The 14,721-nt window shown below is 32.5% G+C and carries 14 protein-coding genes; 4 read left to right on the top strand and 10 right to left on the bottom strand.

Annotation, left to right across the window (positions count from 1 at the left end):
- Positions 1-252 precede the first annotated feature (252 nt).
- A complete protein-coding gene (locus DFQ06_RS12830) occupies positions 253-1,116 on the bottom strand; it encodes a hydroxymethylglutaryl-CoA lyase (RefSeq protein WP_042504782.1) in 864 nt (287 codons plus the stop codon).
- Between the two features lie 406 nt (positions 1,117-1,522).
- Here DFQ06_RS12830 and DFQ06_RS12835 point away from each other — a divergent pair, with 406 nt between their 5' ends.
- Positions 1,523-2,707, top strand: coding sequence for a zinc-dependent metalloprotease (locus DFQ06_RS12835; RefSeq protein ID WP_133968089.1), 1,185 nt, complete (start codon positions 1,523-1,525; stop codon positions 2,705-2,707).
- Here DFQ06_RS12835 and DFQ06_RS12840 read toward each other — a convergent pair whose 3' ends face one another.
- Complete coding sequence (locus DFQ06_RS12840) at positions 2,708-3,742, bottom strand: quinone-dependent dihydroorotate dehydrogenase (protein ID WP_133968091.1); 1,035 nt, start codon at positions 3,740-3,742, stop codon at positions 2,708-2,710.
- Between the two features lie 192 nt (positions 3,743-3,934).
- On the opposite strand from DFQ06_RS12840, the gene pepT reads away from it, so the two are divergent.
- On the top strand, positions 3,935-5,179 hold the full coding sequence (pepT, locus tag DFQ06_RS12845) for a peptidase T (protein WP_133968093.1): 1,245 nt from the start codon (positions 3,935-3,937) through the stop codon (positions 5,177-5,179).
- Positions 5,180-5,272: 93 nt separating this feature from the next.
- Here pepT and DFQ06_RS12850 read toward each other — a convergent pair whose 3' ends face one another.
- The 6 genes from DFQ06_RS12850 to DFQ06_RS12875 all read right to left on the bottom strand — a co-directional run bounded on the left by DFQ06_RS12850 (position 5,273) and on the right by DFQ06_RS12875 (position 11,626).
- On the bottom strand, positions 5,273-6,604 hold the full coding sequence (locus DFQ06_RS12850) for a DUF58 domain-containing protein (protein WP_235833540.1): 1,332 nt from the start codon (positions 6,602-6,604) through the stop codon (positions 5,273-5,275).
- A gap of 90 nt (positions 6,605-6,694) precedes the next feature.
- The gene (locus DFQ06_RS12855; RefSeq protein ID WP_133968095.1) at positions 6,695-7,768 is read right to left on the bottom strand and encodes an AAA family ATPase; all 1,074 of its coding nucleotides are present in this window, start codon (positions 7,766-7,768) and stop codon (positions 6,695-6,697) included.
- A gap of 2 nt (positions 7,769-7,770) precedes the next feature.
- Positions 7,771-8,967 (bottom strand): DUF4350 domain-containing protein, encoded by a 1,197-nt coding sequence (locus DFQ06_RS12860; protein WP_133968097.1) that lies wholly within the window; start codon positions 8,965-8,967, stop codon positions 7,771-7,773.
- Entirely contained in the window at positions 8,964-9,731 is a 768-nt protein-coding gene (locus tag DFQ06_RS12865; RefSeq protein WP_042504790.1) for a hypothetical protein, read from the bottom strand. Before DFQ06_RS12865 ends, DFQ06_RS12860 begins: the two co-directional genes overlap by 4 nt.
- A complete protein-coding gene (locus tag DFQ06_RS12870) occupies positions 9,724-10,662 on the bottom strand; it encodes a hypothetical protein (protein WP_133968099.1) in 939 nt (312 codons plus the stop codon). The genes DFQ06_RS12865 and DFQ06_RS12870 overlap by 8 nt, the downstream gene beginning before the upstream one ends.
- Positions 10,649-11,626 (bottom strand): stage II sporulation protein M, encoded by a 978-nt coding sequence (locus tag DFQ06_RS12875; protein ID WP_042504792.1) that lies wholly within the window; start codon positions 11,624-11,626, stop codon positions 10,649-10,651. The genes DFQ06_RS12870 and DFQ06_RS12875 overlap by 14 nt, the downstream gene beginning before the upstream one ends.
- A gap of 23 nt (positions 11,627-11,649) precedes the next feature.
- On the opposite strand from DFQ06_RS12875, the gene DFQ06_RS12880 reads away from it, so the two are divergent.
- Positions 11,650-12,396: an RDD family protein gene (locus DFQ06_RS12880; protein WP_042504793.1), complete on the top strand. Its 747-nt coding sequence runs from the start codon at positions 11,650-11,652 to the stop codon at positions 12,394-12,396.
- A gap of 203 nt (positions 12,397-12,599) precedes the next feature.
- Positions 12,600-13,211 (top strand): trimeric intracellular cation channel family protein, encoded by a 612-nt coding sequence (locus DFQ06_RS12885; RefSeq protein WP_042495557.1) that lies wholly within the window; start codon positions 12,600-12,602, stop codon positions 13,209-13,211.
- Positions 13,212-13,229: 18 nt separating this feature from the next.
- Here the strand turns inward: DFQ06_RS12885 and DFQ06_RS12890 are convergent, their stop codons facing one another.
- Together DFQ06_RS12890 and DFQ06_RS12895 are read right to left on the bottom strand one after the other, a co-directional pair.
- Positions 13,230-14,054 (bottom strand): sulfurtransferase, encoded by an 825-nt coding sequence (locus DFQ06_RS12890; protein ID WP_133968101.1) that lies wholly within the window; start codon positions 14,052-14,054, stop codon positions 13,230-13,232.
- 44 nt (positions 14,055-14,098) lie between these two features.
- Positions 14,099-14,677, bottom strand: a complete 579-nt coding sequence (locus tag DFQ06_RS12895; RefSeq protein WP_162857669.1) for a DUF1287 domain-containing protein — start codon at positions 14,675-14,677, stop codon at positions 14,099-14,101.
- Between the last annotated feature and the right edge of the window lie 44 nt (positions 14,678-14,721).

Consider the following 14,721-nt stretch of genomic DNA (forward strand, 5'->3'; position numbering starts at 1 on the left):
AATTTGAAGTTGCAAATATAAAACACAGAATAACTTCAACAAAGTTTATTTAGAACAAATTAAAATAAAGAAACACATGATTTCATGTAAATACAAAAAAAGGTAGAAATATCAAGCGTTTACAAAGCATAGAATGATGAAAATAAATTACTTGTAATTTTTACATATAACAATAAGCGCCTCGGTATCTAAGACAATTTTAAAACTAAAAATTAAGATTTATCTCACTTTTTATAAGTAAGAAATTCAAAATTAATGATAAACTTTGAAGATTTTTGAAGCTTCATTATAAGCACTTTCAAAACTAAGTGCATTTAAATTATTGTTTTTTTGTGAAGTAAAATAAGATAGAAGTTTTTCGGTTGGCATATTTCCTGTTAATTCATCTTTCGCCATTGGGCAACCACCAAAACCTTGTATAGCCCCATCAAATCGGTAACATCCTGCTTTGTAAGCCGCATCTACCTTTTCAAACCAACTGGTTGGTGTGGTATGTAAATGTGCACCAAACTCAATCTCTGGATATTTGGGAATTAAATTTGAAAATAAGTAATTAATACTTTCTGGGTCTGATGTGCCAACAGTATCGCTTAACGATAATATTTTAACACCCATATTGGCTAATTTCTCTGTCCACTCACCAACTATATCTACATTCCAGGGATCGCCATACGGATTTCCAAAACCCATAGAAATATAGACTACAACTTCCTTACTAGCTTTATCTGCATGCTCTAAAATTTCAGAAAGTGTCACCACAGATTCTGCTATGGTTTTATGAGTATTACGCATTTGGAAATTCTCTGAAATCGAAAATGGGTATCCTAAATAATCTATAACGTTTTCCTGACACGCATCTATAGCACCGCGAGTATTAGCAATAATGGCTAATAATTTACTAGTAGTTTTACTTAAATCTAACTGCTCTAAAACCTGTGATGTATCGACCATTTGCGGAATTGCCTTTGGAGACACAAAACTCCCAACATCAATAGTATCGAAACCTACACGCAAAAGCGACTGAATGTATTGCACTTTTTTTTCCGTTGGAATAAAAGCCTTAATACCTTGCATAGCATCACGAGGGCACTCAATAATTTTTATGGTTTTTTGCATAAACAGTTAAAAATATAGTTGTTAAAAATACTATTATTTTTCTGAAAAAAGAATAGATAGAAGTCTTGTTTTAAGTTCTCTAAAAATCTAAATGAAAAAACGACTTTTTAAAAAAACATCCTAAACACATAACATTCTAAAAACCGACTATTTACACAAAAACGAAAGCGCTTTTCAAGGTTATACTTTAAAAACTTAAACTAATTTGCGAGACTACAAAACCGATACACTTCATTTACAAGATATTACATCTAAAAATAATGTTAAAATTTAACACTTTTGAACCTAAAAAATTACCACTTGGTACGCTGAACGAGTATATCAATAAGTATAACGTTTTTATTCTTACTAATCCGAATTATGAAATACATTTGATTAGAAATTACCCCAAACCTAAATACCATCCGTGAATAAAGCATCATTACTTTTTACATTCATCTTTACATTGTTCGTTAGCGTATTTAGCTATGGACAAAATGAAGTTGTACAAGAGTGCCAAACGGTGACTTCTCCCGAAACTTTAAACTATTTCAAAACGCATAAAGCCGAACTCCAAGCTGCTAAACAATCGATGCTTCAACAACGATCGGCTAATAGTAAAGGAAATATACCAAGTGCTCAAGATGTTTACATAAAAGTTCACGCCATTCGTTATTCTAATGGTTCTGGTGGTTTACGTGCTTACGATTTAGAAAAAGCATTTCAAAACTTAAATAACATGTTTGATGGTGCCCTTGTAAACTTTATACTTTATGAAGGTGTAGATTATATTGATGATAGTGACTTAATGCAGTTTGAAAAAGGTGACGAAAAAACCTTATTAGAGAACCATTATATTCCTGGTATTTTAAACGTTTATTTTGCTGAATATTTAACAAACTCATCAAAATCTTCAATTTGTGGTTATAGCGATAATACCGATAATAGAGATATTATAGTTGTGAAAAATAGCTGCTCCATTAATGATTCTACTTTAGCACATGAAATTGGACATATATTATCTCTAGTGCACACACACGGTGTTAGTAACACGCAATTAACTACAGAACTGGTTGATGGTAGCAACTGCGATACTGATGGTGATGGCATATGCGACACTCCTGCAGATCCAGGATTATCAAGCGATAACGTTGATAATTTTTGTAACTACACAGGTAGCGCTACCGATGCAAATGGTGATACTTTTAATCCTGATACTAGCAACATGATGTCGTATTCGTTAAAAGCTTGTAGAACATACTTCTCTAAGGAACAAATAATACGCATGTATACTTATTTCACTTTAGAAAAAAACAGATTTACGCAACCTGGCGTTGTTCCAGAAATAGTTATAGAGGAAGAGGATTACGATAAAGATAGTTTAACTGCAGTTAAGCTATTCCCTAACCCTGTACAAAATGGTAATATTTACCTATCGTCTACCAAAATAGAAACCGCAATAAACTTCAAAATTGTTAACCTACAAGGTCAAGCCCTGGCAAATGGTTATGTTGAAAATAATGAAATTAATGTGAACCGTTTACCTGCTGGAAGTTATATTCTACAACTGCAAAACGGAAACTCTACTGTAATTAGAAGGTTTGTTAAATAACTAACCTCTATTCAAAATTGCTTTATTAATTTGTTTCACCAAACTAGGACCTTCATAAATAAATCCGGTATAAATTTGAACTAAATCGGCGCCTGCGTCAATTTTCTCTAAAGCATCTTTAGCAGAATGTACACCACCAACTCCTATAATAGGAAAGGCTTTATTACTCTTTTCAGATAAATATTTAATAACGGCTGTACTTTTATCCTTAACAGGTTGTCCGCTTAAACCACCATTACCAATACTTTCTAAACGCTCGGGAGAAGCTTTTAAACCACTTCTATCCATAGAGGTATTACTTGCAATTACACCATCTAAATTCGTGTCTTTTACCAATTCAATAATCTCATCTAACTGCGCATTATTTAAATCTGGTGCAATTTTTAAAACTATAGGTTTTTGAGTTGCAAACGTGCCATTGGCTTTTTGTACCGCTCCAATCAACTCTTCTAAATAATCTTTATCATTTAACTTAGCATGCGATCCCACATTAGGGCAACTCACATTAAGTACAAAATAATCTACATAAGGGTGCAAGGCGTTAAAACACTCTAAATAATCTTTAGTATAATCTTCAGGTTTTGTTTGCGTGTTTTTACCAATATTCCCACCAATAATAAGTTTTCCCTTATTCTTTTTAAGTTGAACAATAGCAGCTTGTAAGCCTTCATTATTAAAACCCATTCGGTTAATAATACCTCGATCATCTTTTAGACGAAACAAACGCTTTTTAGGATTTCCCTCTTGCGCTTTTGGAGTTACAGTTCCTATTTCAATAAAACCAAATCCAAAGTTTGCCAATTCATTGTATAGCACGGCATTTTTATCAAAACCTGCAGCTAATCCCACTGGGTTTTTAAAAGTTAGCCCCAATACATTTCGCTCTAATTTAGGGTTTTCTATAACATATAAACTCCTGTATATAGATTTAAAACCAGGGATTTTAGAAGTGAATTTTACTAATGAAAATGTAAAATGGTGAATTTTTTCAGGATCGAAAGAAAAAAATATCGGGCGCAGTAATTGTTTGTACATCAGGATTATTTGTGCAAAAATAGGTTTAATTAAAAAATTGAACAATTCTAACGCCTGAAAATTTAAATATTTGAATCTTGTCTCCTAATTATTTGAATGAAAACATTCGTGAATTCATGGCTAAAAATCGTATTTTTGAAATATTAAAATCAAGAACATTTTTTCCCTCAAATACATTAAAATTTTTCTAAAATGATTTCAAAAGAACATATCATAAAACGTTTTGTAGGTTATGTAACTGTGGATACCGAGTCTGATCCAGAATCTCAAACTACACCAAGTACAGAAAAACAATGGGATTTGGCTAACAAACTTGCCGAAGAACTTAAACAAATTGGTTTAGAAGATGTTAGCATCGACGAAAACGCATACATTATGGCTACATTGCCTAGCAACGTAGATCACAATGTACCAACTATTGGGTTTATTTCTCATTTTGATACATCGCCAGATTTTACAGGTAAAAACGTAAAACCTCAAATTATCGAAAATTACGATGGAAAAGATATTGTTTTAAATGAAGCTGAAAACATTATTCTATCTCCAGATTATTTTGAAGATTTATTACAATACAAAGGACAAACGATAATTACCACAGATGGCACAACGCTTTTAGGTGCAGATGATAAAGCTGGAATTTGCGAAATTGTTTCTGCCATGGAATACTTAGTGCAACACCCAGAAATTAAACATGGAAAAATTCGTGTTGGATTTACTCCAGATGAAGAAATTGGAAGAGGTGCTCATAAATTTGATGTTGAAAAATTTGGAGCCGAGTGGGCCTACACTATGGACGGTAGTCAAATTGGTGAATTAGAATACGAAAACTTTAATGCCGCCGGAGCCGTTGTAAAAATTAAAGGAAAAATTGTGCATCCCGGTTATGCTAAAGGCAAAATGATAAACTCCATGTATATTGCTACCGAGTTTATTAATTCTCTACCACGTATGGAAACACCTGAGCATACTACAGATTATCAAGGTTTTTTCCATTTACATAATATGGAAGGTGATGTTGAAGAAACCACTTTAAAATATATTATTCGCGATCATGATAGTGGCCATTTTGAAGCTAGAAAAGAAGTGATGCTAAAACTTACTGCTGAACTTAATTCGCAATATGGAAACGAAGTGATTACTACAGAAATTAAGGACCAGTATTTTAACATGCGTGAAAAAATTGAACCTGTAATGCATATTGTTGATGTTGCAGAAAAAGCGATGAAAGCATTAGATATTGAACCATTAATTAAAGCCATTAGAGGTGGTACAGACGGATCGCAATTAAGCTACATGGGCTTACCTTGTCCTAATATTTTTGCTGGTGGCCATAACTTTCATGGGCGTTATGAATATGTACCTGTAGAAAGCATTATAAAAGCTACTGAAGTCATTTGTAAAATTGCAGAGTTAACAGCAAAAGAAGCTCAAAACTAAGAACTTCAACCCATATCCTTATTTATAAAAATAGCGCTAAGACCTGAAGGTTTTAGCGCTATTTTACTTTATATCCAAAAGATAATATATAGTCTAGAGCAAGCCTCGTGCTTTAATTTCCAGATATTTATTTATAGTATCTATAGTTAAATTTTCTGGAGTTGTTAAAATGGAATAAATACCATATTTCTTCAGTTCATTAACGATAAGGCGTTTTTCGAAAGCAAATTTTTCTGCTATTACTTTATCATAAGCATGCTGAACAGTTTCGGCCTTTTCATCTATTATACTATCTAACTCTGTATTTTTAAAGAATATAACGACTAATAAATGACTTTTAGCAATTCCTTTTAAATAAGGTAATTGGCGGTGTAAACCATCTAAGGTTTCAAAATTAGTATATAGCAAAACAAGACTTCGTTGCGTAATATTACGCTTTACATCGGCATACAAACGTCCAAAATCACTTTCGTAATAATCGGTGTTCACCTTGTAAAGCGCCTCTAAAATCAAATTCATTTGAGATGTTCTGCGCTCCGCAACGACTCTATTTTCTACTTTTTTGGAAAATGAAAAAATACCGGCTTTATCTTGTTTCTTTAAAGCCACATTAGATATTACCAAAGCAGCATTTATAGCATAATCTAGTAAAGTTAAGCCATCAAAAGGCATTTTCATAACACGTCCTTTATCAATTACAGAATATATAGGCTGAGATTTTTCATCCTGAAACTGATTTACCATTAATTGATTTTTCTTGGCAGTAGCCTTCCAATTTATGGTTCGTAAATCATCACCTAAAACATAATCTTTAATCTGCTCAAATTCCATGGTGTGCCCTAACTTCCTTACTTTTTTAACTCCATACTGTAATAAATTATTACTTATGGCAAGTAAATTATATTTACGCAATTGAATAAAACTTGGGTACGTAGCAATCATTTGGTCATCATCAAACCAAAAGCGTCTTGCAATTAATCCAAAAACCGATGTGGCATAAATATTAAGTTTCCCGAATTGATATTCTCCACGCTCCGTTGGGCGCAGTTCGTACTCTAATTCTGTTAAGCTAGAAGCATCTAACTTTCTATCTATTTTGAAATCACGCACCTGAAACTGTACAGGAATTTCATCTATAATTCTAATAAAAATAGGGAATGTGTAGAAGTTTTCAATAGAAACACCAATAGCATTTTGATCACCATTAGAGAATTTTTCCGGTAAATTTCGTTTTCCTTTTATACCTTTTTTTGCAACGAATAATAAAATAGCATCTAAAAACGTAAGAGCAAACAAACATAGCAATAACAACTTCACTAAATTAAACAACCTAGGAAACACAAAGCTTAACACAAACAAGACCATAACAATCAGGCATCCGTAGAAAAATCTGTTTTGTATGTAAAAAGGTTTAATACGTTTCAATTTTTTTGATTATTGGTTGATGGTTATTAGTTACGTGTTGTGCTCGTTACTTATTTTTTACTAAATACTGTAAACTGAATAATTCACTCCTTACCTCGGGATCTCTACAGCTTCTATAATTTGTTTAATAATTTGTTTAGAAGTTACGCCTTCCATTTCGCGCTCTGGAGTAACAATAACACGGTGCTGCAATACCGGAATAGCGGCTTGTTTAATATCTTCGGGTGTTACAAAATCGCGTCCGTTCATGGCTGCAAAGGCTTTACTTGCTTTTAATATTGCAATAGATGCACGTGGCGAAGCGCCTAAATATAAAAACGGATTACTTCGTGTGTTAACAATAATATCAGCGATATATTTTACTAAATGTGATTCGATAATTATTTGACTCACCAAAATCTGAAATTTAGAAATATCTTCTTTACTTAAATGTGCCGTAATCTTTTCGGTTTTTGTGCCACCTTGCAAGGCTTGTTCTCTATTTATAATTTCAATCTCTTCTTCTAAATTAGGATAATCTACATCTATTTTAAACAAAAAACGGTCTAATTGTGCTTCCGGTAAACGGTAAGTTCCTTCTTGCTCTACAGGGTTTTGTGTTGCCAAAACAATAAATGGTAAATCCATAATAAATTTATTACCATCGATAGTAATTTGGCGTTCTTCCATAACTTCAAACAAAGCAGCTTGCGTTTTTGCAGGCGCACGATTTATTTCATCAATAAGAATCATATTCGAAAAAATAGGTCCTTTTTTGAATTGAAATTCAGATGATTTCATATCGAAAACCGAGGTTCCTAAAATATCACTTGGCATTAAATCGGGTGTAAACTGTATACGACTAAAACCAACATCTAATGATTTTGCCAATAACTTAGCCGAAATGGTTTTGGCAACGCCCGGAACACCTTCTATTAAAGAATGGCCGTTAGCTAAAATAGAAGCAATTAGCATATCTATCATCCCTTTCTGCCCAACAATAACTTTTCCTATTTCATTTTTTATAAGTGCTATACCTTCTTGTAGCTCACTTAAATCAATACGACTCTTAAAATCTAAATTAGAATCTTGTCCGGCTTCTTTACCTTCAATAGTATTTTCAAAACTTTGTTGTTCTGCTCCTAAATCTAAATTATCGTTGCTTGGCGTGTTCTTTTCGTCCATAATTATTTATTATAAAAAGCCTCAATAGCTTTGTTTAACCTTAACAAATCGGCCTCTTCTAGATGTCGTTTGGCTTTCAATTGTAAAATTAAATTAATTAATCGTTTTATAGTATCTTCTTTTTTATTTGATTTAAGACTTAAATTTTTAATGAATTTTTCATCTAAAATCTGCGTATCTAAAAAGTATTCTCGTCTTAAGAACTCTAAAAAATAAGTGATTTTTTTATCAATAATAGTATCGTGTTCCTTGGTTTCGTAATACAAATTACCAATGGTTTTAGTGAATGCCACGGTTGTATTCTCATTAGGTTTTATAATTTTTACGATACGTTGTCTGCGTTTTGCATTAAAAATCATGAAGCAAACCATTGTAAACAAAGCCAAATACCAAGCCCAACGCAAGGCCGGTGTTTTTAAAATAAATCTTAACGGTGAACTGCCTAAATCTTGCCCTATTTTATTAACCGAATCGAAATGAATGGTATCGTTTTCTGCATAAGACAAAGCTGCTTCGGCATATTTTTTATTGTTCTTTTTAAGTAAATGATAATTAGTAAACACAATGGGTTGCAAGTGTAAATAGAAATTCCCTGCACCGTATTCTACTTTTACAAAATTAATATTTTGAATAGAATCGAATTTTTGATAGCCTAAAACGGTTGTTGTTGCCGAATCTAACTTAGTGAAATAATAATTCCCTAAACCTTTTTCAACGGTTATAGAATCGGTTCTAAAGTTAGGATTGGCAAAGTTAAAAAGGGCTTTTCCTTTAAAATTATAATCACTTTTAATATCGACTCCTAAAGAGTCTTGAATGTTTTTAGATGGAAAATGAGATGCTATAAAAACATCGTTTCCATGCGCAGCAAAATCTAATAATTCTTGTGAAGACACATCGTCTAAACCAGAAAAATTATTAACCGCCATATACGTTCCGCTAGTATTATAAATGCTATCTTCAAAATTATAAAGCGCATCAAAATACTCGTAAGGTGTTGTTTTAATTGTTTTTACATCACTTTCCGGAAATAGATTTTTAAGTTCTTCGTAGAAAATAAAAGTCCCGTAAGGAATTTTATCTGTCTCGTCAAAGCTTCTATTCCAGTCTATAGGTTCCTCTCTAGTAAACTCTATAGCGGCGGCTCCAGCAAATAAAAAGACGAGCAAAACGATATATATTTTTATTGTTTTGTTCATGCTTTTATCGATTTTAGAAATTGAATAAAAGCTTCTTTCGCTTTATTAAACTCATGCTCGTTAACATCAAATTCGCCATACCATATGTAGTTATACAAATAAGATGTGTATGAAAAACCCTTTTTTAAATCCTGCGAAACAATTTCGTTTTGATAATCACTATTTGTTTTTTCAACGTCGTATTCAATAATTTCGGCCGTAGTTAATCCTTTTAAAAGCCATAAATAATAATACCGAATAGCCAATCTATAATTGTGTTCTGCTTCCGCGGAAGCGATAAGTGTTTTAAAATCTACAGCATGAATATTAGCTTCTATATCACTAACAGGAATAATACTTTTATCCGATCCTTTGCCAAAAACCCATTTGCCTTCGCTATTCATTACAGCTTTAAAAATAAAGAAGATGACTAACAGAATAACGAGAACGGCTCCTATTTTAAGAGCTATATCTGCAAATGCAAAAGATTGCCCTTTATCTTTAATTTCAAAGAAATCGATAAAACGTTCATTTAACCATTGCTTAAATCGTGTCCACCAACCAGAACTCTCAACGGTTCTATCGTAAACAAATTCTTCACCAGTATAGATTTCTTTTAAATTTTCGAAATGTCGTTTTTCGCCCCAAGTGGTATCTATTTGCAAACTATCCTGCTCAACCAAAACCACCTCTAAAGTTGTGATGCTTTTAGCCGAAATAGTTCCTGAAGATAAAAACAATCCAAATACTAAAAAAACGATATGTAAAGCTTGCTTCCTATTCACCCGAACCTATTTGATCGATAACACTTTTGGTATTTATATTCTCTTTATCTTCTTTTAGACTGTAAAACACAATACCTTGATTAAGCTGCACAACGTTACCTAAAACTGCACTAACAAAAAAGGTTAAGAAAAATATAGCTAGCATAACCACAGTCATGGTAGCCCCAATATCTTCGTTAGAAGGTACATCTTGTACCGTAGTAAACATGCTTGCCATACCAAAAAAGTAAGGAATTATTGAAATTATATTCTGTATAATGTAAACTATTAAATAGAACAAACCAACGCTACCTACTGCTGCCCAAAATTTAGATTTAAGCAAATCCCATGAGTATGAAAAACATTCCCAAATGCCTTTTTCGTCTTCTAAATATTCCATTAATGCCATGCCATAAAAAAGCATAAATGCACCTGCTAAAAGCGGAAGCGCCATAATACCGATTATGGTAACCGTTAAAATTATAGCACCAATAGAAAAGATGATTAGCATAGGAAAACCAATTAGAAAACAACAAAGTATAAATGTAAAAAGCTTACCTAGGTTCGCTTTATAGGCTTTTAAAATATCTCGTGTTTCGAAGTTTGTACCGCTGTTATGGTTATATAATTTTAAATAAACAAAAGGAAATGCATAAGATACTACTCCGGCAATGACAGCAACAATAACGAAAATAAAAACCATAGCCATGAATAGCACAAAATTATCATTTAAGTACTCATCTAAAAGCGTGGTGCTATTGTTGTTTAGAATGCTTCCGAAAACAAAATCGCTATAAAACTTCGTAAAGAAATAGCCTAAAACCGCTAAAACCAATAAAAAGATACCATTTATAATAAAATATTCTCTAAAAAAGTGTTTTCCGCTTTGTTTTATAAACGCGAAAGTATCTTGAAAAAACTCACTAAAACCTCTTGATTTATATAATTCCATATGTTTTTTTAAGTTTTTTATTTACGATAAATGGGTAAACTAAATAGTAAAATGAAATTATACCTAACGTTATTAAAATGATGCCAACCGATAACCAATTGGGCATAATATTAGAATATCGAGTTACAAAACCTTCTAAAAAACCAGCCGCAATAGTAAACGGAAACGTACTAATTAATATTTTAACACCATCTTTCATGCCTCTTTTAAAGCTTGTAACTCTAGAATAGGTTTTAGGAAATAAAATACTTGCTCCCAAAAGTAAACCCGCTGCACCTTCGATAACAATAGCAAAAATTTCCATAGCGCCATGAATCCATATACCACGAACACTTTCCCAAAGCACGCCATGTTTTTGAAACATAAATTGAAAAGCGCCAAGCATAATACCGTTTTGTAACAACACATAACCTGTTCCGAGTCCGCCAAAAACACCAAATATAAAAGACTTGATACCCACGTATAAGTTATTGAGCGTAATGCCTATAAAACTCCCCCAATTACTTCCACTTTTGTAAACAGCCACCGGATCGCCTTTTTCGATATTCTCCAAAGTCATGTTTACATAATGATCGCCTAAAATAAGACGCACAAACGAATCATCGAAAGCAGCCGACAAAACACCAATGGCAACAAATGTTAAGAAAATAGCGAATGCATAAAGCACATATCGCCTGCTTTGATAAACAATTAAAGGCACTTCTATTTTCCAAAATTGTATAAATCTATTACTGTCTTCACGCTTAGTTTTATAAATTTTTTGAAAAGCTTTGGCTGCTAAGTTGTTTAAATAAAGAATTGTTTTACTTTTGGGATAATAGGTTTGAGCGTAAGATAGATCGTTTACCAAATGAATATAAAGAGAAGCCAGCTCGTCTGGATTTTTTAAAGTTTTTCCAAAAATAGCTTTTTCAAAATCTAACCATTTCTCTTTGTTTTGTTTAATAAATGCAACTTCTCTCATGTGTAATCAAATTAAAACAATTCATGGTAGAGTTACAAATAAATACTACACAAAATGTTAATATAAATTTTACAGCGGCAAGTGTTGGTGAACGTATTTTAGCATATGGTATTGATTGGATTATAAAAATCGCCTACATTATTGTTGTTTACCAGCTGCTTTTCAACCTGTTTAACATTCCTGCTTTAATTCAGGATATGGATAATTGGTCTCAAGGCGCTATATACGTCACCTTCTATTTTCCCGTTATTTTTTACACCTTAATTTTTGAAACTCTTTTGGACGGACAAACCTTAGGTAAACGTATCTTAAAAATAAAAGTGGTAAAAATAGATGGTTACCAAGCCTCTTTAGCCGATTTTTTGATACGTTGGCTTTTTCGTATTATAGATTTAAATATGCTTAGCGGTGTGGTTGCATTAATCTCTATTATTACGAGTAGTAAAAACCAAAGACTGGGTGATATTACGGCCGGAACATCGGTAATTACGTTAAAAAACAATGTAAATATCAGCCATACTATTCTAGAAAATCTGCAAGATAACTATAGGCCCACTTACCCGAATGTTATAAAATTATCGGATAATGATGCTAGAATTATAAAAGAAACATTTACCACAGCAAAAGCATCACTAGATTATCCAACTTTAATAAAACTGCGTAAAAAGCTTATAGAAGTTATTGAAATCAAAGAAGTTAAACAAAAAACTGACATGGAATTTATTGATGTTATTATGAAAGACTACAACTATTACACTCAAAACATGTAAGTGTGGTATTTCTGTTATTCTTATAAAAAATTACTAAACAAACATCTCGTAAAAAATCTTCCTAAAGAAAACAAAAACACTCCTTAAAAAGAACTAATTTCGCGCAAAAAAATAAGCGTTGTTAATACGTTAAACTGTTCAGCAATTACATATATCTACTGAATTTTCTAATAAAACATTTAACAGCTATAAATTGAACTCATATGTTTTACATCGATATTTTAGGTATTGTTGCTTTCTCTATTTCGGGTGTTTTAATTGCCTTAGAAAAAAAGATGGATATTTTTGGCATCTTAATCATTGCCTTTGTAACAGCTGTTGGTGGCGGAACATTACGTGATCTACTTATTGGCCACACACCAGTAAGCTGGATGCAAAACATCACTATTTCTTACGTTATTTTAGGCTCTACCATTGCCGCAGTACTTTTTAGAAGTAAAATTAATTACCTACGTACCTCTCTATTTTTATTCGATACCATTGGTATAAGCATATATACTATGGCAGGTGTTGAGCAAGGTATTGAAGCCGAGTTACACCCGTTAATCTGTATTGCTTTAGGAACAATAACAGCTAGTTTTGGAGGTGTAATTCGTGATATTTTATGTAATGAAATTCCTGTAATTTTCCGCAAAGAAATTTATGCTACCGCGTGTATTATGGGTGGTGCGACTTATTTTATTTTAAAAGAATTTCCTATTCAAGAAAATTGGATTTTTATAATTTCTGGTGCTGTAGTTATTTTAATACGCTTACTTGCTGTTAAATTTAAAATCTCTTTACCACGACTTTATAAGGAAGAATTCGAACATTAAGTTTTCTAGTATGAATCTTTACTTGTTTGGCACTAAATCTCCCCACTCTGTCCAAGAACCATCGTAAACCGATAAGTTGTTATAACCAGAAATATCAGCAGCTAAAGCCAAAACACATGCCGTTAAACCCGATCCGCACGAAAATATAATATCATCATTTTTATCCGCTAGCATATAAAAAGCTTTTTCTAATTCTACTTGAGGTTTTAAAACACCATCGGTTAATAAATCTGTAAAAGGTAAATTAACCGAGTTTGGAATGGTCCCCATACGCAAACCTTCGCGAGGTTCTGGTACTTCACAGTTAAATCGTCCGGCAGAACGCGCATCTATAATTGTATGTGTTTTATTTGCTGAAGCTGTTTTTACATCATCAAAAAACTGCATAAATTTTGGTTGAAGATTAGCTGAAAAATCACCAATTTCACCTTCATAATTCGTCATAGACTCTGTGGCATAACCAGCCTTTAGCCACTCAGGAAAACCTCCATTTAAAACCGCAACGTTATTATAGCCAAATGCCCTAAATAACCACCAAACACGTGCGCTCGAGTAAATTCCTTTATCATCGTAAACTACAATGGCACTATTGTTATTTACTCCTAAATTTCGAGCTTCTCTTTGAAACTGTTCTTCCGAAGGAAAAGCGCTAGGAAACGGATTCGATACATCGCTAAATTTCTTTTTGATATCGAAAAGTCGTGTTCCTGGTATTTGCTTTTGCGAAGCATTAAAAACTTTATTTATAGTACCATCTAAAACAATAAGGTTTTCATTGTTTAAATGCTCTTGAAGCCATTTTACAGAAACAATTGGTGTTGGTAAACTAATTGAAGTGCTCATGTTGATTTTATGGTTTAATCAAATATAAAGAAATAAGTTGTTTTCTACATAAATCTATAATGTCCAATAATTTTAAAATCAAAAAGACAGTCTTCTAAAACTTGTCCGCTACCAATATTATGAACAATTAAATTCCGTTTTCCGTCTGTAGATTTTTTATTGACAACAATTCCTATATGCGTTATGGCACCTCCTAGATTCCAACACACTATATCTCCAGGTAAATAGTCTTTAGCTAGGTCGCTAATTACTTTTTCTGCACCTTGCCTTTTAAAATATGTCATTAAATTAGGCACTCTTCGATGATCAATATTTTTATCAGTTCTTTTAAGTCCCCAAATTTTAGGATAAGCACTAAAATTAGCTTTCATATCCTCATGCACGTTTTTCTGCAAGTCGACTCCCATTTTTCTATACGCACGAATAACAACATCTGTACAAACGCCTTTATCTTTAGGCACATCTCCATTTGGATAATCTATTGAAAAATAGCTGGGATCGTAAACCACGTTTTGTTTTATTAACTCTAGAGCACAATCTGATAGTTGAAAATTAGTGTTTTCAGTTTGCGAAAAACAAAAATTGAGGTTAAATAATAATATTAAAATAAATACTTTTCTCATAGAAAGCCTGATTATTTAACCCCCTTTTTTCGCTTGAAATAACA

The organism is Algibacter lectus, assembly GCF_004368925.1.
Taxonomy (GTDB): domain Bacteria; phylum Bacteroidota; class Bacteroidia; order Flavobacteriales; family Flavobacteriaceae; genus Algibacter; species Algibacter lectus.